Source organism: Qingshengfaniella alkalisoli, from assembly GCF_007855645.1.
In the GTDB taxonomy this organism is placed as follows: domain Bacteria; phylum Pseudomonadota; class Alphaproteobacteria; order Rhodobacterales; family Rhodobacteraceae; genus Qingshengfaniella; species Qingshengfaniella alkalisoli.
On record NZ_CP042263.1, the window covers coordinates 309,682 to 333,204 of the forward strand.

At 58.0% G+C, this 23,523-nt stretch carries 14 protein-coding genes; 3 read left to right on the forward strand and 11 right to left on the reverse strand.

What is annotated here, in order from left to right; translation table 11 throughout:
* Positions 1–16 precede the first annotated feature (16 nt).
* Positions 17–1,033 (reverse strand): TAXI family TRAP transporter solute-binding subunit, encoded by a 1,017-nt coding sequence (locus FPZ52_RS14745; RefSeq protein ID WP_146366367.1) that lies wholly within the window; start codon positions 1,031–1,033, stop codon positions 17–19.
* 306 nt (positions 1,034–1,339) lie between these two features.
* On the opposite strand from FPZ52_RS14745, the gene FPZ52_RS14750 reads away from it, so the two are divergent.
* The gene (locus tag FPZ52_RS14750; protein ID WP_146366368.1) at positions 1,340–2,569 is read left to right on the forward strand and encodes an ATP-binding protein; all 1,230 of its coding nucleotides are present in this window, start codon (positions 1,340–1,342) and stop codon (positions 2,567–2,569) included.
* Here the strand turns inward: FPZ52_RS14750 and FPZ52_RS14755 are convergent.
* Positions 2,503–3,465 (reverse strand): hydrogen peroxide-inducible genes activator, encoded by a 963-nt coding sequence (locus tag FPZ52_RS14755; protein ID WP_146366369.1) that lies wholly within the window; start codon positions 3,463–3,465, stop codon positions 2,503–2,505. The two genes, FPZ52_RS14750 and FPZ52_RS14755, sit on opposite strands and share 67 nt — an antisense overlap.
* A gap of 180 nt (positions 3,466–3,645) precedes the next feature.
* Between FPZ52_RS14755 and katG the strand changes: the two genes are divergently transcribed.
* Entirely contained in the window at positions 3,646–5,820 is a 2,175-nt protein-coding gene (gene katG, locus FPZ52_RS14760) for a catalase/peroxidase HPI (protein ID WP_146366370.1), read from the forward strand.
* 247 nt (positions 5,821–6,067) lie between these two features.
* Here katG and FPZ52_RS19290 read toward each other — a convergent pair whose 3' ends face one another.
* From FPZ52_RS19290 to FPZ52_RS14795, 7 genes are all read right to left on the reverse strand, one after another.
* The gene (locus tag FPZ52_RS19290; RefSeq protein ID WP_240804476.1) at positions 6,068–6,748 is read right to left on the reverse strand and encodes a VPLPA-CTERM sorting domain-containing protein; all 681 of its coding nucleotides are present in this window, start codon (positions 6,746–6,748) and stop codon (positions 6,068–6,070) included.
* 218 nt (positions 6,749–6,966) lie between these two features.
* A complete protein-coding gene (locus FPZ52_RS14770; protein WP_146366371.1) occupies positions 6,967–8,043 on the reverse strand; it encodes a glycosyltransferase family 2 protein in 1,077 nt (358 codons plus the stop codon).
* Complete coding sequence (locus FPZ52_RS14775) at positions 8,036–9,130, reverse strand: glycosyltransferase family 2 protein (RefSeq protein ID WP_146366372.1); 1,095 nt, start codon at positions 9,128–9,130, stop codon at positions 8,036–8,038. The genes FPZ52_RS14770 and FPZ52_RS14775 overlap by 8 nt, the downstream gene beginning before the upstream one ends.
* Before the next feature lie 70 nt (positions 9,131–9,200).
* Entirely contained in the window at positions 9,201–11,018 is a 1,818-nt protein-coding gene (glmS, locus tag FPZ52_RS14780; protein WP_146366373.1) for a glutamine--fructose-6-phosphate transaminase (isomerizing), read from the reverse strand.
* 1 nt (position 11,019) lies between these two features.
* Positions 11,020–12,375, reverse strand: coding sequence for a bifunctional UDP-N-acetylglucosamine diphosphorylase/glucosamine-1-phosphate N-acetyltransferase GlmU (gene glmU / locus FPZ52_RS14785; RefSeq protein ID WP_146366374.1), 1,356 nt, complete (start codon positions 12,373–12,375; stop codon positions 11,020–11,022).
* A gap of 197 nt (positions 12,376–12,572) precedes the next feature.
* Entirely contained in the window at positions 12,573–13,613 is a 1,041-nt protein-coding gene (locus tag FPZ52_RS14790) for a hypothetical protein (RefSeq protein WP_146366375.1), read from the reverse strand.
* A 25-nt stretch (positions 13,614–13,638) separates the two neighbouring features.
* The gene (locus tag FPZ52_RS14795; RefSeq protein ID WP_146366376.1) at positions 13,639–15,162 is read right to left on the reverse strand and encodes an MBOAT family O-acyltransferase; all 1,524 of its coding nucleotides are present in this window, start codon (positions 15,160–15,162) and stop codon (positions 13,639–13,641) included.
* A 294-nt stretch (positions 15,163–15,456) separates the two neighbouring features.
* Here FPZ52_RS14795 and FPZ52_RS14800 point away from each other — a divergent pair, with 294 nt between their 5' ends.
* Positions 15,457–18,219 carry a LamG-like jellyroll fold domain-containing protein gene (locus FPZ52_RS14800; RefSeq protein ID WP_146366377.1) on the forward strand — a complete coding sequence of 921 codons (2,763 nt, stop codon included), beginning with the start codon at positions 15,457–15,459 and terminating at the stop codon, positions 18,217–18,219.
* Positions 18,220–18,278: 59 nt separating this feature from the next.
* Here FPZ52_RS14800 and FPZ52_RS14805 read toward each other — a convergent pair whose 3' ends face one another.
* Together FPZ52_RS14805 and FPZ52_RS14810 are read right to left on the reverse strand one after the other, a co-directional pair.
* A complete protein-coding gene (locus tag FPZ52_RS14805) occupies positions 18,279–20,732 on the reverse strand; it encodes a hypothetical protein (RefSeq protein WP_146366378.1) in 2,454 nt (817 codons plus the stop codon).
* 463 nt (positions 20,733–21,195) lie between these two features.
* The gene (locus tag FPZ52_RS14810; RefSeq protein WP_146366379.1) at positions 21,196–23,520 is read right to left on the reverse strand and encodes a PKD domain-containing protein; all 2,325 of its coding nucleotides are present in this window, start codon (positions 23,518–23,520) and stop codon (positions 21,196–21,198) included.
* Positions 23,521–23,523 lie beyond the last annotated feature (3 nt).

The window sequence follows — 23,523 nt, forward strand, 5'->3', positions numbered from 1 at the left end:
GACAATTATTCGGTGATTACTCGGCCGACAGAACGCCAGCTTCACGGTAGAACTTCTCCGCGCCCGGATGGAACGGGATACCGACGCCCGCCACAGCGGATTCGAGCGTGATTTCCTTGCCCTTGGAATGGCCGTTATCCAACAGCTTGCGGGTGTTGTCGTTCCACATCGCCTTGGTGATCTCGTAGATCAGCTCTTCAGGCTGGTCAGCGCTGGTGATCCACTGGGCACCAACGGCCAGTGTGGTCACATCGCCATCGACACCTTCATAAGTGCCACCCGGAACCGTGTTTTCCGCGAAGAAGGAATAGTCACCGACGATGGCCTCCGCTTCGTCACCGGAAATCGGCACCAGCGTGATGTCGTCCTGGCTGGCCAGTTCTGCGATCGCGCCAGCGGGGAACCCGCCCACGAAGAAGAACGCGTCCATCGCACCGTCGCGCATACGTTCGGCCGCCTGGTCAGGCTTCAGGTAAGCAGCGTCCACGTCATCTTCGGACAGGCCGTAGGCCTCCAGGATGATACGCGCGTCAACGAGTGTGCCGGATCCCGGCTCATCCATGGAAACGCGCTTGCCTTTCAGGTCAGCAACACCTTCGATTCCGGCGTCGGCAGCAGCAACAAGGTGGATCGTTTCAGGGTAAAGCGACGCGATGGCCCGCAGCGATTCTACGGCCTCACGACCTTCCCAGATACCCGTGCCGGTTTGCGCCCAGGTCGCGACGTCCGATTGCGAGAAGCCCGATTCCAGCGTGCCACCCGCAATGGCGTTCACATTGGCAACCGATCCGTTCGCCGACAGCGCGGTCGCGATCAGGCCCGGAACACCGCAAGAGCCACCTTCTTCACAGGCACGCGATCCCGGAGGGCTGGAGATCGCATTCGCGATCAGCCCACCGATCGGATAGTAGGTGCCAGCCGTGCCCCCCGTGCCGATACGGAAGAATTGCGGTTCTTGAGCGGAGGCCACGCCACCGAGCGCAACGCCCGCGGCCGCCACGATCCCTAGGATCGAAAATTTCTTGAATGTCATTTGGTCTTCCTCCTTGGTTGGACCGGTATGTTTGATGGTGTCACAAGAATACACTTCCGCCACCAAATCAAGCACATCCCCCATGCATCATGCCGTGAAGATTTCCTTACGTCCACCGATCTTCTTGTGGCGCGTCAGCCTTGTTCCCAGTCCGGCGTCCGGCCGTGGATGCAACCAGATATGCTTTCAGACGGGCGCTCTAGCAGTTTCATATGGACGTGACCAGTCTTTCAATTGGTCAATGGTTGACTTTCAATTGGTCAACGGTTTACTTTCAGATGGTCGGCACAATCGGGCGGATCCGCGATGTATGAACGCTTCATCAAACGCAAGATAAGCGAGGCGATGGAAGACACGCGCGTCGTGCTGATTTCAGGCCCCCGACAATCCGGCAAGACCACGCTGGCAAATGACATCGCAAATGACAAGATGCCGTTCTTCACGCTGGACGACCCGACCGTTCTGGCCGCTGCATCCAACGACCCGGTGGGCTTCCTGCGCGGGCTGGATCGTGCGGTGATCGACGAAATTCAGCGCGCGCCCGAACTGCTTCTGTCGATCAAGAACGAGGTAGACCGCAACAAATCCCCGGGACGTTTCCTTCTGACGGGATCGGCCAATCTGATGACCCTGCCCCGCGTCGCCGATTCACTGGCTGGCAGGATGGAGGTCACACGCCTTCTGCCCCTGTCGCAGGCAGAAATCCTTGGCACACCGCCGGATTTTCTGGACCGCGCCTTCGACGGCGAACCCCCGCACGCCGCCCGAAACAGCATCATTGGCGATGCGCTGATCGAGCATGTGCTCAGCGGCGGCTACCCCGAAGCACTGACCCGCAGAAGCTGGGCCCGGCGGCAGGACTGGTATCAGGGCTATGTCGATGCCATCGTTCAGCGTGACGTGCGGGACATCGCTCAGATAGAGCAGTTGTCACTTATGCCCGGCCTGCTTCAGGTCCTGGCCGAACACTCCGGTCAGTTGGTGAACTATTCCGGCATCGGGGCGGGGATCGGGCTGAACCATGTCACCACCGCCAAGTATCTTGGGATTTTTGAAAGCCTGTTCCTGGTCCAGACCTTGCAGCCCTGGTTCACCAACAAGCTGAAACGCCTGACCAAATCGCCCAAGCTGCATTTCGTCGATGCGGGGTTGCTGGCCGCGCTGAAGGATCTGGACCCGGACAAGGTCAGAAAGGACAAGACAGCCTTCGGTGCTGTCCTTGAAACCTTCGTGTTCAGCGAGTTGCAAAAACTCGCCACGTGGAGCAACCAGCGCTTTGCCTTCTTCCACTACCGCGACAAGGACAAGAACGAGGTCGATATCGTCATCCAGAACCGGCGTGGCGAGATCGTGGGCGTGGAGATAAAATCATCGGCCACTGTCACCTCGGCAGATTTCGCGGGCATGCGCAAACTGGCCGATGCCTGCGGCAACAAATTCTTGCAGGGGCTGGTTCTTTACGACCATGATCAAGTCGTTCCGTTCGGCGACAAGATGTTCGCTGCACCGCTGTCAGGGCTTTGGGCCGCAGGCTGATCATCGCCGCATTCCCAAATGCCTCGCGTGATCTGCGCGATCCGCTCGAACTGTCCGGCAAGCGGCGTCGTCTTCCGCCAGATCATCCCGATTGTTCGCTTGGGACGCGGCGGCGGCAGACGCGCAACCGAGACGCAGGCAGAACGCGTTTCCACCGGCACCGCCATTTCAGGGATCAGCGTGACGCCAATGCCCGCGCTGACCATCTGAACCAGCGTGGACAGCGAGCTGCCCTCCATCAGATCGCGCGGCAAGCTGGAAGAAAGCTGGCAGAACGACAACGCCTGATCGCGAAAGCAATGGCCCTCTTCCAGCAAAAGCAGGCGCATTTCGCGCAGGGTCTCCGGGTTCGGGATCGGGTCGTCCGCATCGGCTTGCGAGCGCACCAGCATGAATTCCTCATCGAACAACGGTTCCTCATGCAGCGTCACCTCCGACACGGGCAAGGCGACAATGGCCAGATCCAACCGCCCTTCACGCAGATCCTCGATCAGCGTCCGGGTCACCGCCTCACGCGGGCGGGGATCGAGATTGGCATAACGATCGGTCAGTTCCCGGATCAGCCGCGGTAGCAGATAAGGCGCGGCGGTCGGAATGACCCCGATGCGCAACCGCCCCGCCAATGGCTCATGCGAGGCGCGCACCAAATCGTCCAACTCGTCCACCGCCCCAAGAATATCGCGCGCGCGTTCGGCCAATGCCTCCCCCAAGGGGCTGAGCCCCACCTTGCGCGGACCCCGTTCGATCAACGGTGCACCCAACAAGGCTTCCAGCTCTTTCATCTGAACGGACAAGGCCGGCTGTGAAATTGCGCAGGCTTCCGCCGCATGTCCGAAGTGGCGGTGGCGGGACAATGCTTCGAAGTAACGCAGATGTTTGAGGGTGAGTCCTTTCATAACCAAAACTTATCCAAACTATTACAAATTTCAAATTATAATAATTCCAAATCTCTGTTAGGAATCATCGCAAGAGTGGGCTGGATGTGCCGGGCACTCCTCGATCCGGCGCATCAACTGGCTGCACCTGAGCAAGGTCTGTCATCGCATAGATGACGAATCCCGCAACGGAGAATGAAAATGGACGGAAACGATACCTCAACCGCCGGCAAGTGCCCGGTCATGCACGGCTCGGTCACCGCGGCCGGTGCTTCCAACACCGATTGGTGGCCGAACGGGCTGAACCTCGACATCCTGCACCAGCACGATACGAAGACCAACCCGATGGGTGCGGACTTCAACTATCGCAAGGAGCTGGAAGCGCTCGACGTAGAGGCGCTGAAAGCCGATCTTCGTGAACTCATCACCACCAGCGAAGACTGGTGGCCCGGTGATTGGGGCAGCTATATCGGCATGTTCGTGCGCGTCGCGTGGCACGCGGCCGGGTCCTATCGTCTGGCCGATGGTCGTGGCGGCGGTGGCACAGGCAACCAGCGTTTTGCACCGCTGAACTCCTGGCCGGACAACGTCAACACCGACAAGGGTCGCCGCCTGCTGTGGCCGATCAAGAAGAAGTATGGCAACAAGATCAGCTGGGCCGACCTGATGATCCTGTCCGGCACCGTCGCTTACGAGATTGCCGGCCTGAAAACCTTCGGTTTCGCCTTTGGCCGCGAAGATATCTGGCATCCCGAGAAAGACACCTATTGGGGTGCGGAAAAAGAATGGCTTGCCCCGAGCGACAGCCGCTATGACGACGTCAACGATCCTTCAACGATGCAGAACCCGCTATCCGCGGTTCAGATGGGCCTGATCTACGTCAATCCCGAAGGCGTGAACGGCACCCCCGATCCGCTGAAAACCGCGGCGCAGGTCCGCGAGACCTTCAAGCGGATGGCGATGAATGACGAAGAAACCGCAGCGCTGACCGCCGGCGGCCACACTGTCGGGAAAAGCCACGGCAACGGCGATGCGGGAAATCTGAGCGATGATCCCGAAGCGGCAGACGTCGAATTCCAGGGGATCGGCTGGATGAACACCAAGGGCCGTGGCATCGGGCGCGACACCGTCGTCAGCGGCATCGAAGGCGCATGGACCACCAACCCGACCAAATGGGACATGGGCTGGTTCGACATGCTGTTCGGCCATGAATGGGAACTGAAGAAAAGCCCCGCCGGTGCGTGGCAGTGGGAACCCGTCGACATCAAGGAAGAAGACATGCCCGTGGATGTCGAGGACCCCTCGATCCGCTGCATGCCGATCATGACCGATGCCGACATGGCCATGAAGGTAGACCCGATCTACAATGAAATCTGCCAGAAGTTCCGTCAGGACCCGCAGTATTTCGCAGACACCTTCGCCCGCGCATGGTTCAAGCTGACCCATCGCGACATGGGACCGAAAGCACGCTACTTCGGACCCGATGTGCCGCAGGAAGATCTGGTCTGGCAAGATCCGGTGCCCGCAGGCTCCACCGATTACGACGTCGATGCCGTCAAGGCAAAAATCGCGGCAAGCGGGCTGAGCCAATCCGACATGATTGCCACCGCTTGGGACAGCGCACGGACATATCGCGGGTCCGATATGCGCGGCGGTGCAAATGGTGCTCGCATCCGTCTGGCCCCTCAGAAAGACTGGGCTGGCAACGAACCCGAGCGTCTGGCCCGTGTTCTAGGCGTGCTGGAAGGCATCGCAGCCGAAACCGGCGCGAGCATCGCTGACGTGATCGTTCTGGCCGGTAACGTAGGTGTAGAACAGGCTGTCAAAGCCGCTGGCTTCGACATCGATGTACCTTTTGCGCCTGGTCGCGGTGACGCGACGGATGAGCAGACCGACGCCGAAAGCTTCGATGCGCTGGAGCCGCTCCATGACGGGTTCCGCAACTGGCTGAAAGGCGACTATGTTGTCAGCGCCGAGGAACTGCTACTGGACCGCGCCCAGTTGATGGGTCTGACTGCGAACGAAATGACCGTTCTGGTCGGTGGCATGCGGGTTCTCGGCACCAACCACGGCGGCACGAAGCATGGTGTCTTTACCGACCGCGAAGGCGCGTTGACGAATGACTTCTTTGTCAACCTGACCGACATGGCGAACACGTGGAACCCTGTGGATGGCGGGCTTTACGAAATCCGCGACCGCAAATCGGGTAGCACCAAATGGACCGCATCGCGTGTCGATCTGGTCTTCGGGTCCAACTCGATCCTGCGGTCCTACGCCGAGGTCTATGCGCAGGACGACAACGCCGAGAAGTTCGCCAAGGACTTCGTGGCCGCCTGGACCAAGGTGATGAACGCCGATCGCTTCGATCTGGCATAAGAAATCAATTCCCCCGCAGATGCTGTCTCGCGGGGGAATTCACGGGCCCGGCTGGCTCTCTCGATTTTCCAGTGCAGGCAGTTCACCTCACTGCAACCGCCATGCGGCGACGCTGTTCAACCACGCCTGCAAAGACTGCTGCCGGCTTGTGCCGCTTATCGAGCGGCCAAAGAACGAACAAAAATGCCCCCTGCACCACCGGCGCCGAGGGCATGAATAATCTTAAGCAGTCGACTGCCCGACTAGATCAAGCAGCTTTACGACGCATACGGCTTACGCCGCCGAGTCCGGCAAGACCTGCGACCAGCAGAAGCCCGGCAGCCGGAACCGGAACGGGAGTTACTGTAAAGCGAACAGCGAAGTCATTGTGATCTTCATCACCGGCACCGTCGCCGAAGAAGGCGAGAATGTTGAGATGGCCGTTTTCGACGAAGAACTCGGAGAAGGCAAGGTTCACAAGGCCCGGACCGAAGCTTTCGGCACCGCCCTGGTTGTCGATCCAGCCACCTTCAACCGAGTTGAATTCGAAATCCAGATAATCGCCGGTCGAATAATGCTCGACGGTCGCGGCGGTCCCAATCGCGGTGGATTGATCAAAGTCGATCGTACCGAACCCGAAGTTGAATTCGTATGAATTCTCACGACCCGCATGCGACCCGAGATATGTCATGGTGATGTTGTATGTGCCATTACCAAGATGCAGACCACCCGGCGCACCGTATGTACCGTCTCCCTGATCGGTGAAGACATAGATTGAATCGCCTGCCTGACCTACACCGCCATGTAGCGCGTTGTAAGCGGGGTTTGAAATACCAAGCGGAGAAGGCAAGACATCACCACTATGGCCAGCGCCAAGTGTCAGTGGCACTGCGAAAGCACTGGTTGCCAGCACGCTGCCTGCAAACGCTATTGAAAGAAATTTAAGCATAAAGACTACCTCACTACTGATGAATGCCGCCGAGAATCAATTTCACGACGTACCGCTTCCCTTACGATAGCATACTCACGAGATTTGATGCAACGTTGTAGAACATTTCGTGCCCGGCCTTCAGCCCTGATGCAACAATGTTCCAACCGACCTGCCATATTCCACCTCCCTGCTCTCCATACGGGTTTGCAGAATGCGGTCAGCCTACATGCATCGGATCATACGCTTGGTTCACTGTCGAAGATCTTGGGCAGAAGTCGTTTGGTTTCCATCCGTCTAAGCACCAGGGCCGGAAACAGATCGGGTGCATATCGCAAGAACCCTAGAAGGATCTGCCGAGTGGATGCCCCGCCACGCTCTAGCGCCCAAACAACAAATTGCGTCGTTTGGCGACGATACCACCGCGCCCGCGACGGATTGGTCGCGATATCATGCGCCAGCATCGCTCGGGCCCCGGAAAAGCACCCTTTCAGCCGTTCAGGCGTAACCTCGGCCAACCCGAAGAAACACGCTCGCAAAGGACCAATCGCTTCCACAATGTCAGCGGGCAGTTCGCGTTTTTGGAAGGCCTCGCCAACATCCCGCGATTCCGCAACCTGCGCCCTGAACTTCTTCCGCGACACGGATTGGCTGTGGAAGCGGTATCGAAGCAGCACATCTGGCAAGCACACAACTTTCCCGCCCGCCGACAGCAAACGGCAAATCAATTCGTAATCTTCGGACAGATGCAGTTGCGTATCATATTGCAACATCGTCCCATCAGGGAAGTGGCGCCTGAACATGAATGTCGGATGGGATACATTCAACGAGAAGCGTGCGGACCAGCGAACGGCTTCGCTGTCACGTGAACGTATTGAACGGCGCATAAAGCCGCCCTCGGCATCCATCCATTCGATACTGCTGCCCAACAACGTGATGTCCGGGTGAGCGTCCAGATAGGCTTTCTGAATGGCCAAACGTTCGGGAAACGAATAATCATCGTCATCCATCCGTGCGACGTACGGCGCGCGAACATGATCCAGACCATAGTTGAGAGCCCCCGCAAGTCGCAGGTTGCGAGGGGTCCGCAACAATCGGATACGCGAGTCTTCCGCTGCAAGCTGTGCCAGGATATCGGGACTTTCATCAGTCGAACAATCATCAACCACGACAATTTCGATGTTCCGAAGGGTTTGCGCCATGATGCTGCGCACAGCGCTTTCAAGATAGCGGGCTCCGTTATGAACGGCCAGCAGAACCGACACCTCAGGTTGATCTGGCATGTCTACGCTTTCTACCGTCACGACCTTACTCACCCTGCGATCCTGATGTGTCTCTCCGTCCGGCTTGATCCCGTCGTTTCCAAACCGGCCAGGTCAACCGATCACGTATCTGTCTGGGCGGCCGTAATCCGAAACTCCCGGCCAGAACTGCCCAAGCTTCGGAAAGCGACCGGTCGCGCAGAAAAAGACGCGCCGCATACGCCAGCGAATAGGCAAAACCGATCACAAGCGATGCCGGACGAAAACGGCGTAGAAAACGGATACGCCCCCGGTGCTTGAAATACAGTGAAAACGGCGAAGCGCTACGCCCCCAGCCCGGCGAACCGATCGAGCTTCCTGCATGATGATAGACCACCAGCCCGTCACAATAGCGTAACGGCAGATCACCCCGACGCATAGCCCAGTCGACTTCCTCGTAATAAAGAAAATAATCCTCGCACATCGGACCAACCCGCTCGTAAAAATCGCGACTTGCAACCATAGATGCGCCCATTATGAAATCCAGCTCTGCCGCATCCGGAACCGGCGTCTCCGACGCGGCGCGTCCAAGGTTCAAATTACCCGTGACACCCGTATGGAAATTGACCGTACCTCCGTCGATCTGGATTCGATCAGGCGTGTCCATATAACAGACCCGTCCGCCCATGAGGCCGTAGCTAGGATTGTCGCCAAGCTCGTCGTGAAGCGCCTGCAAGGATGCGGGCGGCACAACGCTGTCAGGGTTCAGTACCCAGAAATGCCGGATATCCGAAAAGCCGGCGAGATATTTCAGCCCCAGATTCACGCCACCGGCAAAACCGATATTGGTCGTGGATTTGACGAGATGAACATGTCCTTCCCGCGATTGCGCCACGTCCGGCATGGCTTCGATCACGCTAAGCGGTTTCGGGACAGCGGTTATCGAAAACGGCAAGCTGTCAGGCGGCAGGTAGTCAGATTGCCCCTGCGCCCAATCGAAGATGCCTGTCACCGTTTCATCCGACGAGGCGTTGTCTACGACGACGATCCTAAGCGGCACACCCACCGCCCTGGAAGCAGACAGCAAGCTTTCAAGACAATCCAGAACCTCGCGCCCGGAATTATACGTAACTACAATGACGCCAAGCTCTGCCGCGCTCATGACTGCCCCGTTGACTGAACAATCGCAAGTTTTACCTTCCGCCCGCACAATCGCTTGCCGAAATCACCTTTCATTCCACGGTGACCGATTTCGCCAGATTCCGCGGCTGATCGACATCCGTCCCCTTGGCGACCGCTGTGTGATAGGCCAGCAATTGCGCAGGGATGGCGTAGAGAATGGGGGCCAGGGCGGGGGGAATCTCCGGCAGGGTAATGACATGGGCGGCACCCTCGCCTGCGCGTTTGGCACCCGCAGCGTCGGTAATCAGGATGACCTTACCTTCACGGGCCAGAACTTCCTGCATGTTGGACACGGTCTTGTCGAATAACGGGTCGGTGGGGGCCAGGACAACCACCGGTACCTTGCGGTCGATCAGGGCGATGGGACCGTGCTTCAACTCGCCCGAGGCGTAACCTTCGGCGTGGATGTAGCTGATTTCCTTCAACTTCAGCGCACCTTCCAGCGCCAGCGGGTAAAGCGCACCGCGCCCCAGGAACAGCACATCGCGCGCCTCCGCCAGTTTGCGCGAGACATCTTCGATCCGGTCCGACAGGGACAGCGTGGCGTTGATCAGACCGGGCAGCTGGCGCAGCTGGACGAGGTGATCTGCGATCTGTGCGGGCGTCAGCGTACCGCGCACCTGTGCCGCCTTCAGCGCCATGATGAACAGCGCGGTCAACTGGCAGGTGAAGGCCTTGGTCGAGGCGACGCCTATCTCCACACCGGCCTCGATCGGCAGAGCGACATCACTCTCGCGGGCAATCGAGCTTTCGGGGACATTGGTCAAAGATGCTATCTGAAGGCCCTGTTCCGCGCAGTAGCGCAGCGCGGCCAGCGTATCCGCCGTCTCGCCCGACTGGCTGACGAACAGCGCGGTCGTATTGGCCACGAAAGGCGGCTCGCGGTAACGGAACTCGGACGCGATATCGACATCGACGGGCAGCCGCGCGAGCTGTTCGAACCAGTATTTCGCGACCTGGCAGGCATAGCTGGCGGTGCCGCAGGCCACCATGCTGATGCGGTCGATGCGGGCAAAATCCAGACCATTCGCCGGCAGATGAATGCGCCCTTCAGCGTCCAGATATCGATCCAGCGTCGTGCCGATCACGGCGGGTTGCTCGGCGATTTCCTTGGCCATGAAGTGCTTGTAGCCCGCCTTGTCGACCTGTGCGGTCTTGGCCACCGTCTTGACGGGGCGCTCGACAGGCATGCCATCCGTGTCAAAGATCGTGGCGCCCGCGCGGGTAACAACAGCCCAGTCGCCTTCTTCCAGATAGCACACCCGATCCGTCATAGGGGCCAGCGCGATGGCGTCGGAACCAACATACATCTCGCCCTCGCCGAACCCCAAAGCCAGTGGAGATCCGCGGCGCGCGGCAATCAGCAGGTCAGGGTGATCACGAAACAGAAACAGCAGGGCAAAGGCACCGCGCAACCGAGACAGCGTCTGCTGCACTGCGGCTTGCGGGTCCTTGCCTTGTTCAAGTGACCTGGCAACCAGATGCATCACAACTTCGGTGTCCGTCTCGGAGGCAAACACACGGCCCTCGGCGCGCAGCTCCTCCCGCAGCTCGGCGTAGTTCTCGATGATCCCGTTATGCACCAGCGCAACGCTGTCCGACATATGCGGATGAGCATTCTCAACCGTCGCACCGCCATGCGTGGCCCAGCGAGTATGGCCGATGCCCGCCATCCCTTCGAGCGGCTCATGCACCAGCAGATCCGACAGGTTCACCAGCTTTCCCACGGCGCGACGACGTTCAATCCGACCATCGGTGATCGTGGCCGCACCCGCACTGTCATAGCCGCGATATTCCAGACAGGCCAGGGCGTTCAATAGCTGAGGCGCCACTTGATGCGTGCCCAGTACACCTACGATTCCACACATGTCAGCCGTCCTTCTTCTGCTTGGCTTTCAGAGCCTTGAGCCGGTCCATCATCCGCTTGGCAAGGCCGGGTTTGGTCACCTGGCGGCTGCGGGCAATCGCCAGCGCCTCGTCGGGGACGTCTTCTGTCACCACGCTGCCGCAGCCCGTCATTGCGTCATTGCCGATGGTTACCGGCGCTACCAGCATGGTATTCGACCCGATGAAGGCCCGTGAGCCGATCCGCGTCTTGTGCTTGAACACGCCGTCATAATTGCAGGTGATCGTGCCCGCACCGATATTGGCGGCCGCGCCGATCTCAGCATCCCCGATATAGCTCAGGTGGTTGACCTTCGCGCCTTCGGCGATCAAGGCATTCTTGACCTCGACGAAATTGCCGATCTTGGCGCCTTCGGCCAGTTCTGCGCCGGGGCGCAGGCGCGCATACGGCCCGACCACGGCCCCTCGCGCCACATGGCACCCTTCAAGATGGCTGAAGGCGCGGATGCGCGCGCCGGTTTCCACGGTCACGCCAGAGCCAAAGACGACGTTGGGCTCGATGACCGCATCGCGTCCGATCACTGTATCGGCGGCGAAGAACACCGTTTCCGGTGCGGTCAGGGTCACGCCGTTGTCCAGCGCCTCGCCACGGGCGCGCGCCTGAAACGCGGCTTCAGCATACGCCAGATCCGCGCGGGTGTTGACGCCCAGCGTCTCGGCCTCCGGGCAGGTCACGACCCGCGCCTGTGCGCCATCTGCCCGTGCGATTTCCACGATGTCGGTCAGATAGTATTCACCGCTGGCATTGTCGTTGCCGAGCCTGCCGATCCAGTCCAGCATCCGCGTCGCGTCCGCCAGCATGATCCCGCTGTTGCACAAGGTGATGGCGCGCTCGGCCTCGGTCGCATCCTTGTATTCGACGATCCGTTCCAGCGTATCGCCATCGGCCACCAGCCGCCCATAGCGCGCCGGATCAGCCGCGTCAAAGCCCAGCACGACCAGATCCGCGCCGGTTTCGCGTGCCGCTTGCACCTGCGCCAACGTCTCGGGCCGGATCAGCGGGGTGTCACCGTAGAGCACCACCACATCACCCGTGAACCCGTCCATTTCCGCCGTTGCCTGCGCGACTGCGTGACCCGTGCCAAGCTGCTCAGACTGCACCGCAATGCGGATATCGGGGTCGATCTCCCGCGCCGCAGCGGCGACCTGTTCACTGCCATGGCCGGTGACCACGACGACACGCTCGGGCTCCAATGCGCTGCCGCTGGCAATTGCATGCGCCAGCAAAGGTGCCCCGGCCAGCTCATGCAGAACCTTCGGCGCATCGGACAACATCCGGCTGCCCTCCCCTGCCGCAAGTATGATCAATGCCGTCGCCATAATGCCCCTGCCCGTCGTTGTTCTTAGCGCCACGTTCTAGACGAGGGGAATTCAACTGCAAGGGGGACGACCGATGCCGGGGGCGATTACCCCGGCCGGGGGCATCACTATTTCTTTCAAAAGACTTCGGAGATTGGCTGGCTAGCCGCGCCCCCGACTTTCACCGCACAAGAAGAACGCACTGTTCCCAGACGTCGCTATGACTCGGGACAAGACCGCGCCGGTTCACCCAGTTCCGGCCAGTTCTTCGCAATACCTTCACTCAATCGCGCCGTCGAATGGCGTGCGCCAAAGGTATTCACATGATTGACATCAAGCCACATTCGATGATCTTCAACCAGCTCGCTGTTGATTGGAAGTACACGGTGATCGCCGATGAGACCCGCGATATGGGCCGGTAGGTCACGCACGAATGTGTATCCCGGCATGTAGGCGAAGCCGACACTGACATCGCGCCTGTCAGCCATGTCATAAATCCGGTTCAGATAGACCCGTGACAATCGGTATTCGAGCGGGCGCAGCGGACCAGGCAGCAGATACGTTCGCGACATCATCCAGCGTCGACGTTTTGCTTCTTCGTCAAGTTCAGTCTTGGACCTGACCACGTCACGCGCCTCGAACGTTCCATCCGTCAGCGTGATGCCCTTTGTGCGATCCATGTCTGGTCCGGCGTAGACATCGGGGTCGAACACCCTGCGCACCGGTGCTTGCCCCCGCAACGTGTCGATGGCCATTGCCAACTGGCGACCGGGCAGCGAAGAGATATCGGCAGGCCAGCCAAGGTTGATCAGCATCGGCGCGCGCAGGATATCCGAGACGTCCGCAAGCGTCAGAAAGCCCGGATGCGGGCGGCGTCCTTCCACTTCCGTCGCCTGCAACATGATCAGCCCTGGCGATTTCGTATCGAGCAGCTCCTTGACCATGATGTAGTCCATGTTGCGACCGAATTGCGGCATAGCAAGGTTGGCCACATTCACACGACGCCCGGTCAGGCGGCAATAATCGCGTTCGATCTGCGGACCGCTTATACCCCCGGCCATGCGCGAGGTGCCGATCAGCGCGATGTCGACGGGCGTGTCGTCGAAGTTCAAACGCTCATAGATCCAGTCGGCCTTACGTGTATCAGCCAACTGGTGTTCCTGAAAACGCCAGTACCGATTATGCGGCAGGGCAACGAGACCGGCAATACCGACAACTATTCCGAGAAAGGTCAGCAGCAGGAAGCGGATACGCGTCATTGCAAGTATCTCTCGCGCATGGTCGTCAGAAGTTGAAATAGATGAAAATCGCGGGCTGCCAGCCTGCCGCAACGCAGATTGCAATGACCAGCCCGCACAAAACCGGCACCCAGGTGTGATTTTCCAGCTTATACGGGATCGGGCGAACATAGTCGTAGCGCCGCTGTCTCTTGGGATCGACCCACTCGCCCATATTCGCGGGCCATTCCTCGCCCAGTTCTGCCGTGTAGCGGGTAATTTGCAACGAATTCGGAAACAAAAGCGCAATGGCCATCGCGCCCGCACACCATACCAGCAACAGTGGATCGACGGAACCGAAGATGATTTCCGGGCCTGACCCGAGACCAAAGAGACCACCGAACACCGCGAGGGCACTGTCCATGTTTTCTGCGCGGAAGAACGCACCCGTGATGAAATAGAACCCGATCGCCAAGGCCCATTTCAGCACCACAGCCGGAACCGTGTTCCATTCCGCGAAAGCGGGCCACCAAGCGCGAACGGCATGATTCAGGCAAACCGCACTCGCCATCATCAACGCGTACCAAACGAAAGTCCAGGCTGCGCCGTGCCAGATCCCGATCAGGAACATCCCGATGAAGATGTTCCTGATCTGCTTAATCTTGCCGTGACGAGACCCACCCAGCGGAATATACACATAGTCGCGGATGAATGCCGACAACGACATATGCCAGCGCCCCCATAATTCGATGATCGACCTCGCCTTGTAGGGCGAATTGAAATTGATCGGCAGACGCAATCCGAACAGCGCTGCCAGCCCGATAGCCATGTCCGAGTAACCAGAAAAATCGAAGTACAGTTGAAGCCGGTAGGCGGTGACCATTAGCCAGGAACGAACCATTTCCACCTGCCCCCCGTCCAGCGTCGCGTCAAACATTGGATCGATCTGGCGACCTATCACGTCTGCAATGACGACCTTCTTAGCTAGCCCTATGGTGAACAACAGTATCCCGAACCGGAAAATCTTGCGGTCGAGCGTCCCCGCGGCCAGTTCTCGATACTGGTCTTCGACATATTTGTGATTGACCACCGGTCCCGCGATCAACTGAGGGAAAAACGATATGAACAATGCATAGTTGAGCAGGCTCGGTTCGTAGCTACGCTTGGCATAGGCATCCACCACATAGGCAACCTGCTGGAAAGTGAAAAACGAAATGCCAATCGGCAGGATGATGCCTGCAAACACGTCTTCAAACGACTTGAAGCCGGCGACATCGACGGTCAGGAAGCCTGCGTATTTGAACCAAACGATCAGGCCCAGGTTGAAGGCGACACCTGACCACATGGCCGCGCGCGACGCAAACCTGCCGCGCTCCGCACGCCACAGATAACGTCCAAGCAGATAGTTGACCGCAATCGATCCGATCAACAGGCCGAGATAAGGCAGGCTCCAATAACCGTAGAAGACGAAGGAAAACAGTACCAACGCCACCACTGACGCACGGTAGAGCCTAACCCTTCGCAATGCATAGAAAGTCAGGAGACATGCAGGAAGAAAGACAAACAGGAAAATATGTTCACTAAAAACCATACATGCTCCGAAAGGCGATCACGCACCACATTGCTGCGCGCCAGTAATGCGATCAACCGCAGAAAGACGCAACGATACTTCTAAAAGTCGAGCAGGACATTACCGCCCAAGGTTCGGCCGCAGCTTCAGCTTCACGGCATGATTTCGGTTGGTGCCCACTGCCACACGAGGAACACGTCTGTCAGCGCAGCGCATCAAATCCATCGGTCCAATACGATATTTCAACCACGCAGGACTTACTGTACGTTAGGTAAAGCAGGATCGGTCTGCGCTTGAGCCAAATGCGAGGAAAGCATGTCGATTGACGACGGACAAACCATTCTTGTGCGCAACTCCAGCGACCTGGACGCGGCCGTGCGGGCACTTGCAGGTACTGGAGGCGCGATCCAGCTCGACAGCGATGCGGGACCATATTGGATTCATCTGAAAGACATTGACGCGGCATCGGAAATTGTAATCACCTCTTCCGACCCGACGAAGATGGCCGAAGTGCACACGGCCACAGTCATCGATTCAAAGAACCTGTCGTTGCGGGAACTCGCAATCGTTCCAAAAAACGAAGATCCTTATCTGGGTGATGGGTCCGCCGTCGCAATTTACGGATCTTCGGATATCCGATTTGAGCAGAACACCTTGCGCGGGATCGGCGACGGCAAGGCCGGGATCGAAGAAGGTGTCACCAGCTCGCATGACGCGATCCTGATCCGCGACTCGAAAAACGTTACCGCTTCTGACAACACGCTGTCGCATTTCTGGCACGGCATCACGGTCATGGACAGCTTCGATACCACGTTGTCAGGAAACAACATCACCAAGATGCAGGGGGATATCTTTCGCTTGGCCGGTGCTGACGGCGCCCTTCTGACCGACAACAAGGTCTATGACCTGTACGGGTCTGCGGCTTGGGCCAACCATGACGATATCGTCCAGTTCTGGGGACCCAACATAAACGTACCCAACCGGGACATCACCATATCGGGAAACTACTTCAACTCCGGTGACACCCAGTACCAGGGGATTTATGGCAGCAATGTCCGGTCCGGGTTCGAGTTCACGAACTTCGTTGTTGAAAACAACCTGGTCGTTGTCAGCGCGCATCATGGGATTTCGATCAATGGCGTGAATGGTGTGCTCATTCGAAACAACACCGTTCTCGACAACGCGGATAGTTTTGCCCAGGATTGGGCGGGGCAGCCTCTGCAAACCCACACCCCATACATCTCCGCAAATGGCAGCAGCAATGTCACCGTAACCGATAATGTGGGGCAACTTAAATGGAGCTTGCTGCCGGATGACGTCGTGGCGTCAGGCAATCTCGGGCCGCACTATACCGATAGAGAAGCCACTCTATACATCGACAACCTGTTCACCGCCGCCGGCGAGGGTGGACCGCGTGACATTCGTGATTACATGGTGATTCCCGGTTCCGCGGCCGATGGACTCGGTGCGCCTATGACATGGGAGGCCAACCTTCCCGAAGGTATTGCCGCGATCATTCGTCATGCACCTGACGGGCGCCAAAGCCAGACCATACATTTCATGGCATATGACGCCGACCCTTCCTTAACCTATCGCTGGAGCTTTTCCGATGGCAGCCACTATGAGGGCTCCGAAATCTGGAAGCTGTTCGCAGTAGCCGGTCCGCAAACAGTGACGCTGGACACCTATGACGGGGACCTCCTGCTCGATTCCACCACGCGCATAGAGGATGTGTACAGTGCAATCTTGCTGGATGTCGATTTCGAAGGCGGCATCGTGGATGCATCGGGCAGCGAAACGCTGGTCGGCGGTAAGAACGGACCGCAACTGCTGACGGTGGCACAGGGACCCAGCGGCAGCACAGACACCGCGTTGAATTTGCAATGGGACGACGCCTTCGTGATCCAGCGTGACAATGATTTCATGCAGAATATGGATGCATTTTCACTCGCGTTGGATTTGCGCCGCACCGATCTTTCGCAAGGGGGCTTTATTCTGGGAACAGGTCATTCGATCGAGGTTTATCTGCAAGCAAATGGTGCCTTATCGATCATGGCAGCGACAGAGGCGGACGGGAAAAAATGGACCTCTACCGCCCCTACCGCCCTGGACGACACTGAATGGCACCGGATCAGCTTTTCTTACGATGGCCGTGACGGAAGCGGGCTGGTTATCCGTATAGACGATTCCGAGGTAGCTTCCCTGCCCCTCACCGGTGAACTGTTATTTGTGAACCGCGATTTCACCATCGGGTCCCGATATAACCGAGATGCACTCCCCAGCCAAATCGACAACATTCGGATGGTAGATTACCCGACGAGCAATGATTCCGATATTTACAATACCGCCGCGGTCCTGTCGTCTCTGAATGACCTTACGGAAGAAGGTGGCGACGACACTCCACCTCCCGACAACGGAAACGGTGGAACACCTGAAAATGGCAAAATGCTGCACGAAGTTCTTGTTGCAGATCCGGCTATCTATGCAAGCTGGTTTGACTTTGAAGGCAGCCTGAGCAGTTCGGCAGGGGCCGGCACGACGCTTGAAGAATGGAAGTCGACCCAGGCGACCTACGACGATGGATCACTGGCATTTGGTGGAGGCTGGAAAGAAAGCGTGCGCCTCAGTCGCGATATCGAGCAAACCCATCAAATGGACGCCTTCACGCTGGCATGGACCATGGCAATCGAGCAGGATTCTGGCGACGCCTCGGGAATGGTCATCGAGTTTCCAAGAGTCATGAGCCTGTTCTACCGCGAAGGCACGGGATTCGAGATGGCGATCGAAACCGATGGACGACATGGTAGCAGCGTGATCCAGACAGACATTCTCGACGATGGCGATTTTCACAAGATGGTCATGAGTTACACCGGTGACGAACTGGTGTTCTACGGCGATGGAGAAAAACTTGGTGGAATCGACGCCGACGGGTTGACCGCGCCGCACAGCTATCACGGTCTGCATCTGGGCAGCGCGTGGAACCATAGCTTTGATGGTCGCGTCGACGACTTCTTGTTCGCGGATGCGGAAGTAACAGCCAGCCAAGTGGCCGCCGACCACGATTACTTTTTGGCCTAAGGCTGGTCGGTATGCACGAGTTGCCTTGACGCCCGACCCAACAATCACTGTATCTTCAATCAAGGTCGGTAGTTTCTTCGCTCCACCAGCACCCCCTCTTCGGCTTCGAGCCCGTGCCAGATATTCGATGTGGGCAGCGCCCCGTCCGCGCCGACACTGAACCATAGGCGAATGAATTCGATTGACCCGCTAAACTCATCATTCGCCGTTTTCCAGAAGCTGTGCGACGGAATTAAACTGGAAGTCGTACCGTTATGACGCAAATCGCCAGCGGCGTAGATGAAGTCGGCGCTGGTGTGGATATGCCTGAGCACGTCATCAATGTAGATGCGGGCCTCGGAAGCATTCTGATCGTATTCAACCCGCAGGGTGAAAGTCGTATCAGCCGGAATAATCGCCTGATCGTTCAGGCTGAAAATATCCTGATTGGCGTTGTTGATGGCGCGTATGAAAATCCGTCCGTCCGGATAAAGATGTACCCCCGTCGCCATACCGCCGAACATGCTCGAATTGTTCGTCATTCCCCAAAGAACGATCCCGTTCCCTGCGGGTCGTGTCAGCCGGGCTTCAAGCGTGAAATCGGACATCGGGCTGGGCAGTTGGTCGTTCGACAGCTTGTAAGCCCCAAAATCGTAGCTCGCGCCCGTCGTGTTCACTACGGCACCGGACCGCGGGGCGAGACGATCGGCAAGCGCGGCCATGATGAAATCCGGATCTGTCAGCCCGTCTTCGCCCACTGGCGGTTCAACCCATACACCGTGTTCAAGGACATCGCCCTTCAGGCCCACATCCACGATGGGCAGGAACCGCGCCTGGGGACCAAGATCACCCCATGTCGCTTCCGCGAAATTCGCTTTCCCCCCGGCATTGTCGCGCGCGAAATAGAGAACGCTGTTGTAATCCCATTCCTCACCACTCGGCGGATACAGCCGGATGTACCCCGAAGACGCCGGGTCGCCGTTGTCATCAACTATCGTGGTGTAGCCCGCCCGCACTTGAAGGTTGCTTCCGTTCAGCGTCGTGAACCCCAGAACATCGTCCCGAGACACCTCATACGTCGCCGTGTTCCACGCGGTTGGGGATTGCGTTGGTGCCTTGATCGCGGCGCGAGACTCGGCGATCGCTTCCCGCTTCTCGCGCGTCGTGATCGGGCGGCCGTGTTCTTCTTCGAACTCGATATAGCTGGCTGTGACGGCGCGGATCTTGAGGCGTGGAATGTTCCAGGCTACGCTGGAAACCTTTTGCAGTACCTTGGCCGCGTGTCCGGCAAAGTACAGCGGCGTACCATCGCCTGACGGCAGATCAACGTTGAAATGAGCGGACGAGTAAGGCGGCCGGCCATCGCGGTCATCGTCATTCCAACGCGCGACCCAAGGCAACTCTTGCGTGATTTGCACATGTTCCGGGAAGGCAGCGCGCAAACGCTGGCGGGCCTGACGCCAATTCGTGGAGGTGAGCCAAACCGAACTTTCTGATCCGGACGAAAGCCATCCCTCCCCATTGTCGCTCAACAAGAGCTGGGTCCGTCCTGTTCGCAACGTCGGAATCAACTCCGGCCAGATATGCGTCACATATGCGCTGTTGTCGGAATAGATCGGGTAGATATTATTCGGCCCGATTTCAGGTGTAAGATCAGCGCCAGAGACGCGTTTTCCCAAAAAAACTGCTGCAAGAAACTCGTCGGCATGTTGCTCATCAATACCGTTGAGGTGACTGTGAACGAACCCACCGACGACCTGCCCATCTGGCAAGGCTGTCTCGATAAGCAACCTGGATGTGGCGAACAGGCGTTCCTGGTCGTCGTCACGCAGACCCGAAATCATGGACTTTCCGGGTTTCACATCGAACAGAACCATTACTTTTAGCCCCGGCGCGTTCTTGTGATACATGGCCGCCATCCAATTGAGACCGTCAGTACCGTAATTGTCGTCGGTGATGAACTGACGCTCGGCCGCCGTTGAACCACTGTCGGTATCCTTGGGTGATCCGCGGTTTTCCAACCTGTAGACCTGAAAATCATGCCCATTGGCTCCAATGACCTGTGACGGAGCGTCACCTGTCAGAACCAATCCCCGCTGCATATTGGACTGCTCATAATACATGATGACCAGACCTGCTCCGAAGCGATTCTCGGTTTCTACGAGCGCGGACTCCGCCCCGTCCACGCGAACCTGCGCACGAAACCAGCTATCTGAACGCGGCGCTGAGACGCTACCTGACCACAGGCCTCCAGAGGCCACGCCCGCTGACTGCCATGGCGTCGTGCTCGCCCCACCATCATCCGTTGATATCGCCCGCACCTCGATCCGGGCACCATCCGGCGCATCCGTCGTCCCCGATAGAGGCACCACCGCGACATCGTTCCCCCGTAGTATATCGCTATCAAAGACGGTCCAGTCGCGATCGAAGTCATTGATCGAAACAGAATAGGACGAACCTTGTTCCGGCGGCATAGCATCGTTGGCCTTGGCATTCTGGAATGGGCTGGCCGCGACGACGAAGCCCAAGAACATGGTGAAGGCACCCCTCAAGAGCCGAGAGGCCGGAAACCGAGCGGACCCTGTGACAATCGGAAATCCTCCGGAGGCAGCAGCGGCGTTGCCTGATACGCCGCTGCGAGAGCGTGAGGATAAAACTCTGTTCAGGGGCCGTGCAACTCTGGCAACAAGGCTTGTGGTAGCCAAAACAACGTCGGAATAGCTCTCTCCCGTGCGGTGATGGAAACGGATATGGCGCATGTTTGGGGTACTCTGTTGTTTTCACTCATAGACCGTCGGCATCCGCATCAAATCGAAGAACGGACGCCCACCACGCGTCAACCACGATCATCCGTTCCGACGTGAGCGCGCTTAAAGTTGATTTCCACCGTCAAGTGCCTGGACTGCTCGCATTCTGCCGAGCGACCGAGTTCGAAAAACCACCCTGTTTCATAGTGAACTCAACAATGTCAGCCGATGTATCTGCGATATCGAAGGCCTAGTCATTCGGCGCCATCTCCAATGCCGCAGTTTCCCAGCCCAACGGGTTGGCATCAATATCAAGACTGCGGATTTCACCCTCGAATGCCTTTCCCCAAGGCGAGCCGAAGGTCGGATTCCAGCGCTCTGCTTCTTTTAACGTTCCCACGATGCTGCCCTGGCCACGTAGAAGTCCGTCCACTGAAATTTCAAGAAGCCCGCTCGCTCCATCCCAGCCGATCACAACATCATGCCATCTTCCATCGACCAGCCGCGCGCCGCCGGTACTGACACCATGCCATGATTTTTCGTCCCCGAACTTCATGTTGACGTAGATTTCACCGGCCTCGTTGACCCCAAGTACCAGCGATTTGGCCAAAACAAGAACCTCGCCATGCCCTGGCGACCCCTTGGGCATGCGGAGTTCCATCGCCATCGAAAAGGCTGAACTGCCATACAGACTGGCGAGCGCAGACCTAGGCAGGTCGATATGGTCCTGACCCAGCGCTATCGCATGACGTCCATCCTCCAGTTCTGTCACGGGAATGGCGGGTAATTCGGTGCGGACGCCATCGAGATTGCTCAGCAACTCACCCGTGGTTGTGTCGAAATCAAGCAGGTCAGGGCTGCGTATGACGACTTCGGTCACCGCAGTCGCGACATCGCCATCCGCTGAAGTTACGGTTACCGTCGCAGTATACCTGCCCGGATCTGCATAGACGTGCTGCGGTGAAACTCCGGCGCCGGTTGACCCATCCCCGAAGTCCCAGACAAAGGTTGCCCCTGCCTGCTCAGCCGCCCCCATCGGACCCGCAGTCAGGCTGGCATCAAACGCAATTCTGTTGAGACTTTCGACCGCAGCGGAACGCACGATAGCCGTGAGTGTCCCTGGCGCCGGATCATAGGCAAGCGCGCTGGCACCTGCGCCGGAGTCATCCAGCATGCTGCCAGGCAGCACTTGGATATTGGCGGGAGCGCCTTTTGCATCTTCCAGTGCTGCCACGAAATTATCGCCGTAATAGCCAGAGCCATTCGGGTTTTCACGTTGGATTTCAATGTTGTTGCCATAGGTCCAGTCAGACTGCCCCTGAAAGCCATTGACCTCGTAAGCTGCGTTATTGGTCAGGACGACATTCGTGCTGTCTTCGTGTATCGTAATGCGTGGTTTATTGACCGCATGCGTCGAAACCCCTGCGCCCGCGATCGCGCCCTGTATCAGCGTGTTGGCGTTGACAGTAATACCCTCGGTACGCCCGATCTTGATGCCGGTCGTGTGGGCATTGACGATCACGTTTTCTTCGATCGTCACATTGCGGAAAGGCAAATGCGGGGTTCGCGCATCCTGATCGAAATAGATGGTTTGCGTACGTCCACCGTCCCCGATATCGAAGTAATTGCCGTGAATCGTTATGTTCTCGGTGATCGCCTCTGTTCTCAATGTCCAGGCCTGGATCATATCCCGATGGTCGCCGCTATCCGGCGCAAGACGAAAATCATGGATATGGTTGTCCTCGATCAGCACGTCCTGAACCTGCACCAGATTGATCCCATCGGCGCGGATATCCGTGATCTCGTTGCCGCGAAACGTGATGTCGTCGCTGCGCACGAAACGCACCGCTTTCCAGAACCCCTGAAGCACACTGTCTTCGACGGTTACACCCGTTGTCCCTGACAGCAGCAGTCCCTGCCCCGACGGGTAGCCATCCGACTCTTCATTCAGACCCTCCGCATCGTCGCCCAGAAACTGAACGCCGCGAAACATGATATCGTGCCCCCCATTGACGGAAAAGGGTGACTCCCACAGATCGTCGCCAATCTGGTATTCGTAATCAAAGGTCACGTTCTCGATGGAAAGATTGGCGGTATTACGCAGGTCGAGGCCACTGAAAACCGCAGGATCAGCGGGATCGGCGGAACGAATTGTGACCACATCCGAAAAATCTTTCGAGACATTCAGATCTCCATAATCGCCTCCAGCCAGAAATAGGGTTTCTCCGCCGGTTGCCGATGCAAGTGCTGCTTTCAGTTCGGTACTTCCGGAAACGAGGCCCGCGCTCACCTCGGCGGTGGGGCCTGCAACATTGACAATCAACTGATCAGTGTCGGGAAAGGCCCGATTGTTCGCCAGTTCCGCTGTCATGGCTTCATATTCTTGCATCACCGGACTGCCGGTTTTCGGGTTGCCATGATGTCCCCACGGGGACCACATGTGACGGACAAAGACCAAGGGCGCTTCAGATGGCTCGAAAAACGCCAACGCACCGTGGCCCTGAGCAGGGCCAGATGAAGCGCCGACGAACATTGACAGTAAACTGATATATATCAAGGCGGAAAGCTTGGGCATGGC